This window comes from Streptomyces sp. SID14436, from assembly GCF_010548465.1.
Lineage (GTDB): Bacteria > Actinomycetota > Actinomycetes > Streptomycetales > Streptomycetaceae > Streptomyces.
Genome location: NZ_JAAGMD010000877.1, coordinates 1 through 8608, shown reverse-complemented (window position 1 = coordinate 8608; position 8608 = coordinate 1). Strand labels below are relative to the sequence as shown.

At 74.6% G+C, this 8608-nt stretch carries 8 protein-coding genes; 4 read left to right on the top strand and 4 right to left on the bottom strand.

The features are described from left to right. Positions 1-22 precede the first annotated feature (22 nt). The 4 genes from G3I53_RS32295 to G3I53_RS32280 form a co-directional block, all read right to left on the bottom strand. Entirely contained in the window at positions 23-1315 is a 1293-nt protein-coding gene (locus tag G3I53_RS32295) for a hypothetical protein (protein ID WP_203617568.1), read from the bottom strand. Continuing rightward, complete coding sequence (locus G3I53_RS32290) at positions 1312-3096, bottom strand: DUF3492 domain-containing protein (protein WP_164439032.1); 1785 nt, start codon at positions 3094-3096, stop codon at positions 1312-1314. Before G3I53_RS32290 ends, G3I53_RS32295 begins: the two co-directional genes overlap by 4 nt. A 225-nt stretch (positions 3097-3321) precedes the next feature. After that, positions 3322-4749, bottom strand: coding sequence for a DUF3152 domain-containing protein (locus tag G3I53_RS32285; protein ID WP_343240725.1), 1428 nt, complete (start codon positions 4747-4749; stop codon positions 3322-3324). A 494-nt stretch (positions 4750-5243) separates the two neighbouring features. Further along, complete coding sequence (locus G3I53_RS32280) at positions 5244-6317, bottom strand: alpha/beta hydrolase (RefSeq protein WP_164332560.1); 1074 nt, start codon at positions 6315-6317, stop codon at positions 5244-5246. Between the two features lie 254 nt (positions 6318-6571). Here G3I53_RS32280 and G3I53_RS32275 point away from each other — a divergent pair, with 254 nt between their 5' ends. The 4 genes from G3I53_RS32275 (at position 6572) to G3I53_RS32260 (ending at position 8522) form a co-directional block, all read left to right on the top strand. Next, positions 6572-6799, top strand: coding sequence for a hypothetical protein (locus G3I53_RS32275; protein WP_164332559.1), 228 nt, complete (start codon positions 6572-6574; stop codon positions 6797-6799). A gap of 225 nt (positions 6800-7024) precedes the next feature. After that, positions 7025-7669 (top strand): TetR/AcrR family transcriptional regulator, encoded by a 645-nt coding sequence (locus tag G3I53_RS32270; RefSeq protein WP_164332558.1) that lies wholly within the window; start codon positions 7025-7027, stop codon positions 7667-7669. Between the two features lie 145 nt (positions 7670-7814). Beyond that, positions 7815-8042, top strand: a complete 228-nt coding sequence (locus G3I53_RS32265) for a DUF3107 domain-containing protein (RefSeq protein WP_164332557.1) — start codon at positions 7815-7817, stop codon at positions 8040-8042. 210 nt (positions 8043-8252) lie between these two features. Further along, on the top strand, positions 8253-8522 hold the full coding sequence (locus G3I53_RS32260) for a hypothetical protein (protein ID WP_164332556.1): 270 nt from the start codon (positions 8253-8255) through the stop codon (positions 8520-8522). The last annotated feature ends 86 nt before the right edge of the window (positions 8523-8608 follow it).

Below are 8608 nucleotides of genomic sequence, written 5' to 3'. Positions count from 1 at the left end.
GCCGGTGGGGCGGCCGGGCCGGTCATCGCGCCCGCTCCGGGTGGGAGTGGGCGGAGGCCCGGGTGAGGCGGCGGGTGGCGTGGACCAGCAGGACCAGGGCCGCGACGCCGCAGCTGAGGGTGGGCACGGCGGCCGGGTGCCAGGCCGTGACCAGGGTTTCCACCGGGGTGGACAGCGGGGTGAGGCCGGGGAGGCGGGCGGCGAAGACGGTCGTCAGGGCGAGTGCCTGGGCGGTCGCCGCGCACGCGAGCAGCATCCTCGGGCCGTGGGTGAAGCCGTGGACGGTGAGGAGCCGGGCCAGGTGGAGCAGGGCCCCCGTGGCGAGGGCGCCGGAGACGGCGAGGGGCTCGTCGAGGGCCGTGGCACACAGGGTGAGGAGGCCCGCCAGGGCGCAGAGGAACAGGGTGACGGTGGCGAGCAGCAGGGGGCGCACGGAGGCGGCGAAGTCCTCCAGTCCGCGGCTCGCGGTGAGTTTGCGGCGGGCCCCGCGGGTGAAGAGGTGGGTGGTCCAGGCGGCGGGGGCACAGGCCAGCGCGAGGGCGAGCACGGGGGCCGCGGCGAGCGGCCAGTCCCCGTCGGGGGCGGGCGGGCCGTCGGGGCCGCCGGTGATGGCGACCTGGAGGAGCCCGTCGCCCAGCAGGGCGTAGCCGACGAGCCACCAGGTCCAGCCGGTCATGCCGGGGGCCGGGGTGCGGTCGGCCCTGCTCAGCGGGCCGCGGCGCAGGGCGGCCCGGACGGCCGAGGCGAGGGCGATGATGCCGACGGCGGCCGTGAGGAGCCGGGTCTGGCCGTGGGTGTGGCGCAGGGCGAGCACCGAGGCGAGGCACAGGGCGCCGGGGAGCAGCGTGAGGACGATCCAGTCGGCCCGCGCCTTCAGGGGTGCGGTGGTGGCGGGGCGGGCGGTGTCGCCGTCGCGGGGCACGCGGGCGAAGAGTTCCTCGGCGAGGGAGAAGACGTCGCGGTGCCGGAAGCGGGCGGCGGTCCGGTCGGTGATGCCGTGGGCCTCCAGGCCGGCGGCGATCTCCAGCGGGTCCACGGCGCGTTCGCAGAGCTCGCGGTGGCGGTGCAGGAGGGCCTTCACGGGGTCGGCGGCGCCGCGCGGCCCGGCGGTGGCCCGCGGGGACACCCGCTGCCCGCTGCCCGCGCCGGGACCACCTGTGCCACCGGGCCCGCCGGTACGGCCGGAGCCACCTGCATCGCCGGGCCCGCCGGCGCCGTCGTCGGCGGTGCGGGAGGCGTAGGCGCCGCCGAGGCCGTCGGCCTCCTGCGGCTCTCCCGGGTCACCGGGTTTCCTGAGGTCTCGCAGGCCGCTCATCGGACGGCCTCCGTCGCGGTCGCGCGGGCGGCGGCGGGACGGGCCCACGTCGGCGTGGCGCGGCCTGCCGTCCAGTTCCCGGGGACGTGCGCCTCGGCCGGGACGGCGAACGGCAGGAGGCCGCCGGTGTCGTCGAGGCTGGGCCGGCGGAGGGGCGTGCGGGCGACGGTCTCCAGGTACAGGCCGTTGAAGGCGGCGATGTTCTGCTCGACCGTGAACAGCTCCAGCGCCCGGGCGCGTGCGGCGGCCCCGAGGCGTTCACGGCGCGCGGGGTCGCGCAGCAGGGAGACGCACGCCTCCGCGAGCGCCCGCGGATTGCGCGGCGGTACGACGAGTCCGGTGCCGCCGATGACCTCCACGACGGCGCCGACGTCCGTGGAGACCGTCGCCCGTCCGCTGAACATCGCCTCGACGAGACCGACGGGGAAGCCCTCGACGACGCTGGACAGCACGGTGACGGCGCCGGCGGCGTAGGCGTCGGCCGGGGTGGGCAGGTCGGGCCCGCCGATCTCCTCGAAGGAGACGGGGTTGTCGCCCACGGCGTGCGGCCCGTCGGCCTCGTCGGGGAACAGGTGGGCGGCCAGGGCCCGGCAGTGCGCCAGGTAGGCCGTGCCCTCCGCGTCCGCCGGGGCGCCGACGACGCGCAGGCGGGTCCGGGGCTCCGCCTTGCGGACGTCGGCGAAGGCGTGCAGCAGGGAGACGAGGTCCTTGGCCGGTTCGATACGGCCGGCCCACACCAGGGTGTGCGGGTCGGCGCACTCCGGCGACTCGCCCACCTCGGCGAAGGGCGCCGCGTCCATGCCGGGGTACACCGTGCGCAGCTTGGCGCGGTCGGCCCCGCAGCGCTCCTGCCAGCGGCGGGCGTGGGTGTTGCCCGGGGTGACGAAGGTGGCGCGGCGGTAGGTCTCGCCGGCGAGCCGCCCGTGGAGGGCGGCGAGCAGCGACCGCACGGCCGGGGAGGCGTCCGGGCGGGTCAGGTAGTGCGTCCGCAGCCGCACGCCGTACTCGGTGACCAGCAGCGGGACTCCGAAGAAGTGGTGGGCGAGGAGTCCGGGCAGCGCGGCCGGGCCGCCGGACGCCGCGTGGCACAGGTCGACGGCGCCGAGCCCGTCCCGGCCGTACCAGTCGAGCGAGAGGGGGCGCAGGGCGCGTTCCAGGTGTGCGGCGACGGCGAGCAGATCCGGTACGCGGGCCTCGCGCGCGGCCCGTCCGGCGCCGGGCGCACGACAGGCGCGTTCCAGGGCGCGCACGGCCGGCTCGGAGCGGAGGGCGGACACCAGCCCGCCCTCGTCGCGGGCGAGTTCGGCGAGGCCGTACAGAGCGTTGGCGAAACGGTCCGCCTCCGGTGCGGCACGGCCTGCCCCCGGCAGCGGCCCCGGGGTTCCGCCCGGGTGCGTGCCGCCACGGCCGCCACGGTGGTCCTCGTCGGCGTCCCCGGCGGCGTGCGCGTCGGGGAGTGCGACGGCGTGCGCGTCGAACGAGCCGTGGTCCGGGGCGCACAGGACGGCGGCCAGTTCGCCGTAGTGCTCCATGAAGCGCCGGCGTGCACGGCGACCGTGCACCACCCCGTCGTCCTCGGCCGCCCACAGCGGTGCCGTCCGTACCCGCGCGACCTGCGGCGGCAGCGGGGCCCAGCCCGCGTCCTCCTGGGCCTCACTGCGGCTGAACGCGTAGACGTCGAACTCGTGTTGGCCGAGTCCGCGCACCAGGCGGTCGCACCAGAGCCCGGCGTCACCGCCCAGATACGGAAAGCCACCTTCCGTAAGCAGTCCAATGCGCACGAGTGCACCCCCGATCTCCCGTATGAGGAGCCGCCGTTGACCCGACGGCTCGCAGCGGGACGAACGTATGCGGACCAGGCGGTGGTGCGATGGACGGTTGTCCGTCGCACCATCAGAAGGGGTGAACGGTCGTAACTTTCGGGTGCGGAGCGCGTTTGGTCGCGCTAAGAGATCAGCCGGACACGATTCGTCACATGATCGGGTGGTGCCGGGGCGGGCGGCGTGTCAGGCGTTCGGGTAGGGCCAGGGGTTCGGCCGGCAGTCGATTCCGTCGTGGTCGACGAACTTGGTCTGCTGCTGCATGACCGGGGCGAGATCGCCGTCCTTGTCGCAGGTGACGTGCCCGTAGCCGAGGCGGTGGCCGATCTCGTGGTTGATCAGCATCTGCCGGTAGGCGTGGATCTTGTCCCCGTAGGGCTCGGCGCCCTGGGCCCACCGGTAGGCGTTGATCATGACGCGTTCGGTGGCCGCGGAGTCGCAGGAGACGTTGTCGACGGTAGTGTCCAGACCGGACTTGGCGCACCATTCCGCGGTCGTGCCGGGGCTGGCGAGGGTGATGACGAAGTCGGGGCGGCCCGAATGGATGCGCTCGAAGGTGCGGGCACCCTTGTGGGCCCAGCTGCGCTCGTCGTTGAGGGTCTTCTGCACCGCCTCGGCGAACAGCTCGCCGTCGAGATCGAGCCCCTGCTCCACGTCCACCCGGTAGGTGATCTTCCGGCCCTTGCCCGGTGCCTCGGCGATGCCGCGGATCGCGTCGAACTTCCCCGGCCCCGCGAGGTCGGGCTTGAGCGCGTAGGTGGCGCCCATCTTCTCCTCGTAGGTCAGCGGCCGGGCCTCGGGAGCTCCGGCGGGCGTCTCCCGGTCGTCCCCGCGCGAGGCCGGTTCGCGGATGTCGCGCTGCCCGTCGGCCGCGGACTGCGACCGCGCGCCGGAGGCGTCGCCGTCGTCGGTGACCTGCCCGGCCACGACGACGGCGAGCACGGTGGTGATGGCCGCCGCCGCGATCCCGGTGAACGCGCGCCCCTTGGCACCCTTGGCCGGCGCGGGCTCACCCGTGGGCGGTGCGTCGTCCCGGCCTGCCGGGGTGCCGGCGGGGGTGTCGGCCCACTCCGTGACCGAGGCGTACGGGTCGGCGTAGGCGTCGGAGGCGTGCAAATCCGTGGCCCGCGGGCCCGGCCGTGGCGCCGTGGACGTGCGGTTGCCGGCGGGAGGCGTGCGCGGTGTGAAGACGTCGTCGTGAGCGTCGAAGGCGGCCAGGTAGTCCTGCCGCGGACCCGCGCCGGAGGGCGCCTGCCGCTGCCGCGGGACCGGTGCGGCGGTGCCGGTGTGAGCGCCGTAGCCGGTCGTGGTCGGCCCCGACCCCGCCGGGCTGCCCCACTGACCCCAGCCGCCCCCGGCGTCCCGCTGCTCGGGGTGCCCGCCCCGAACCTGGGGTACGCCGTGCGCAGGCGTCCCGTCGGGAAGGCGCGGGGTCCCGTGCGCGGGCGTCCCGTCCGGCAGACGCGGGGTCCCGTGCGCGGGCGTCCCATCCGGCAGCCGGGGCACGCCCCGTGCGGGCGTCCCGTCCGCGTAACGCGGTACGCCATCCGCAGGCGTCCCATCCGGCAGACGCGGCACACCCTGCGCAGGCGTCCCGTCCGGATACCTCCGCACGCCGTGCGGCGGCGTCCCGTAGGCAGGAGGGCCGTGCTGCGTGGGCGCCCCGTGTCCGTGGTGGGCCGTATGTCCCTGGTGCGTACCGGGACCGTGGGCCGGGTTCGCCCCGAATCCCTCGTGCGCCCCGAATCCCTCAGGGCCGCCGTGCCCCTGGGGTGCCCCGTAGCCCTGGTGCTGCCGGTACCCCTGCTGCTGGCCGTGCTGTCCGTGCTGTCCGTACCCCTGCTCGGGCCCCGTGGTCCGGGCCGCGTACGCGGGGGCGTCGTGGGCCGGGGAACCGTACGGGGCGCTCGGTCCGGGAACGGCGCCCGAGGGCTGCCCCTGCTGCCCGGGCCGCCCCGGCCACTGCTGCTGCGGCGGCAGCGGCGGCTGCGCTCGGCCGTCCTGCCCGGCACCGGCGGCGCCGCCCGGCAGGGGACGTCCGTCCCGGCCGGTGGGAGCGTCGCCCTTCGGTGCGGGTCCACGACGGCTGTGGCGTCCCACGTCGCGCCTCAGCCCCTCAGGTTCTCGGCGGTCGCCCCGCCGTCGGCGGTCTCGTCCGCGCGGGTGCCGGCGGCCGAGCCCGGGGCGCGCTTCGCGCCCGGCTGCACAGTATCCCCCTCCACTGCCGAATCCGTTGCATCCGCGAGGAGTTCACGGAAAGCGGCAGCCACCGTCCCGGGGTATTCCATCATCGCCACGTGCCCCGCGTCCGGGAGCGTCACCAGCCGGGAGTCGCGGAACGCGCGGGTCGCCCGCCGGGCCATGCGGAAGCCGACGAGCTGGTCCCGGCCGCCATAGATGAGGAGCGTCGGCGCGAGCACCCGCTCGGCCTGGCGCCACAGTCCGTGCTGGCCGCCGAGGGTGTACGCGTTGACCAGGCCCCGCGCGGAGCGCGCCATGGCGTCCCAGAAGTACGGCAGCTGCTGCCGCCGCTCCATCTCCTGCACCGCGTGCCGGAAGCCCTCGGGCGAAACGCGTCCGGGGTCGCCGTAACAGAGGGCCATCACGCCCCGCACCCGCTGCTCCGCGGTCCACTCGCGGGTGAGGCGGGTGAACAGCTGCGCGACCCCGGGCACGGCGAGCAGTCCGGTGGGCACGGCGGTGCGCTGCACGCGGAGCTCGGGCAGGGCCGGGGACACGAGGGTGAGGGTGCGCACCAGGTCGGGACGGGCGGCGGCGACCCGGGTGGTGACCGCCCCGCCGAGCGAGTTGCCGAAGAGGTGCACCGGGCCGCGGCCGGAGCTGTCCAGGTATCGGATCACCGCGCGTGCGTGCGCGGTGATGGAGTAGTTGCCGTCGTCCGGGGGCGGGGAGTCGCCGAAGCCGGGCAGGTCGACGGCCTCGCTGCCGACCACGTCGTCCAGCAGCGGCATCAGGGCCGACCAGTTCTGCGAGGAGCCGCCGAGGCCGTGCACGTACAGGGCGGGAGGCAGGCCCTCGCGCGCGGGCCGGCGCGAGCGCACGGTGAGCGTGACACCGGGCAGTTCCACGGACCTGACGTGCTCGCCCTCGGCGACCCTGACGGCGGCCGCCTCGGACAGCACGTCGGTGGGCGGCACGAACGGCAGCTCGGGCGAAGACATGCGGGCAATGTTACGAGACGATCACACGGCAGATCATGTGTTCGCCCTCACAGAGCCCGCCCCCGGCCGTTGAGCCGGGGCATCCGCGCGCGGGGCGGGTGCGCGCTGCGTCACGTTCCGGTCGCAGATCGCATGGCATCCGGATCGGGTGTCTCCTAGGCTCGTACAGAGGGCACCCGCACGTGGCCCCCTGTATTCCTCAGGGACGTTCGCAGGAGTAGCAGGAGTAGCAGGAGTAGGAAGGGAGCCCAGCCATGGCCGTAGACCCCACCGATCCCGAGACCTTCGTGACCGAAGAGGACCTCCCGGACGACGAGCCGCTGGACGTCGAGACCCCGCGGGCCGACGCGGCGGACCAGCAGGCGGACGTCCACGAGGACCGGGACGACCCCCTCACCGAGGTCGACCGCACCCGGGCCAACGAGGCGGACCTCGTGGAGCAGGCCAGGGTCGTATCCCTGGACGAGGACGACTACCGGTGACAAGGTCTCCCAGGAGGCTGCCGTCGAACGGTCACCACGAGCGGTGCGGCGGGTACGGAGAAAAGGGCGTATCCTGCCCGGTCCGGCCTGCTCCGAAACCGTCCGCGGCACTTTCACCGCCGTCCGGTCCGTGAAATTCTGCACGCTCACCGCGCACACCACGGTTACCGAAAAGTACGATGGCGGCGCGGCTCACACCGCATGTGGACGACAATGGGAGGCGGCGTGACAGCCATCGAGCAGACAGAGGCGGTACGCCCGAGGGGCACCCGCCTGCCGCGCCGGGCCCGACGGAACCAGTTGCTGGGCGCTGCCCAGGAGGTCTTCGTCGCACAGGGCTATCACGCGGCCGCGATGGACGACATCGCCGAGCGGGCCGGGGTCAGCAAGCCGGTGCTCTACCAGCACTTCCCGGGCAAGCTGGACCTGTATCTGGCCCTGCTGGACCAGCACTGCGAGGCGCTGATCCAGTCCGTACGGGGCGCTCTCGCCTCGACGACCGACAACAAGCAGCGCGTGCGGGCGACCATGGACGCCTATTTCGCGTACGTGGAGGACGACGGCGGCGCGTTCCGTCTCGTCTTCGAGTCGGACCTGACCAATGAGCCCGCCGTGCGCGAGCGGGTCGACAAGGTCACCAACGAGTGCGCCGAGGCGATCTGCGAGGTCATCGCCGAGGACACCGGGCTGTCGCGGGACGAGTCGATGCTGCTCGCCTCGGGGCTCGGCGGTCTGGCCCAGGTGGTGGCACGCTCCTGGCTGCACAGCGACCGCAGTGTGCCGCGCGACCAGGCGGTGCAGCTGCTGACCTCGCTGGCCTGGCGGGGCATCGCGGGATTCCCCCTGCACGGCAGCGAGCAGCAGCACTGAGGGGGCGACGGCGGTCGTTTGTTCCCGTCGGATGTTCGCTCCTGGCGTGGCCGGGCGCAGCGTGTACGTCCCCTCACCGGGCTAATGTGTGCTGGTACGGCGCGGATAGGTCGCGCATTTCACTGACCGTCGGAGGGACATAGCCGTGGAGGTCAAGATCGGCGTGCAGCACGCGCCCCGCGAGATCGTTCTGGAGAGCGGTCAGAGCGCCGAGGAGGTCGAGCGCGTGGTGGGCGAGGCCCTGGCAGGGAAGGCCCAGCTGCTGAGCCTGACGGACGAGCACGGTCGCAAGGTGCTGGTTCCGGCGGACCGCCTCGCGTATGTCGAGATCGGTGAGCCGACCCCGCGCAAGGTGGGCTTCGGCGCGCTGTAGCCCGAGGTCCCGGCGGGACGCCCGGCAGGGCGCCCGAGGGCGGACGGACGAACGGAAGGGCCCGGTGGTCTCCTGACCACCGGGCCCTTCCGTCTGCCGCGGGTGACGGCCATGACGGCCATGCGGAGGCGAGGATTGGATTCCGCAGGTCAGGGGTAAGACGGGCTTGACCGATTTGCGCAGGCCGGCCATGTGGGAGGGACCCCCGACATGCTCTTGGAAGCGATCAGCTCCGCGATCCTCGGCCTCGCACTCGCCTGGGCGGCCACGCGCCGTCTGCCGCACCGTCTCCCCTCCCCCGCGATGGTCGTCCCCACGGGTGTGGCCGGGGCCCTGTTCGGTGCCTTCGTGACACACAGCGCGCTGGACGCGGGGGGCCTGCCGGCCGTCCTCATCGGGGCGGTGATCGTCTCCGTGGCCTCCGTGTCGCTGCTGCTGCGCCCCGCGGGAAGACTCGGTCGCCGCTCGGCGACCGCCTGACCCGCAGGCGCCCCCGGCCGGGACGCTGACCGCGACCACAGCGGCACCGCCGCGGCCGCCGCGGCCGCCGCGGCCACCAAGGCCAG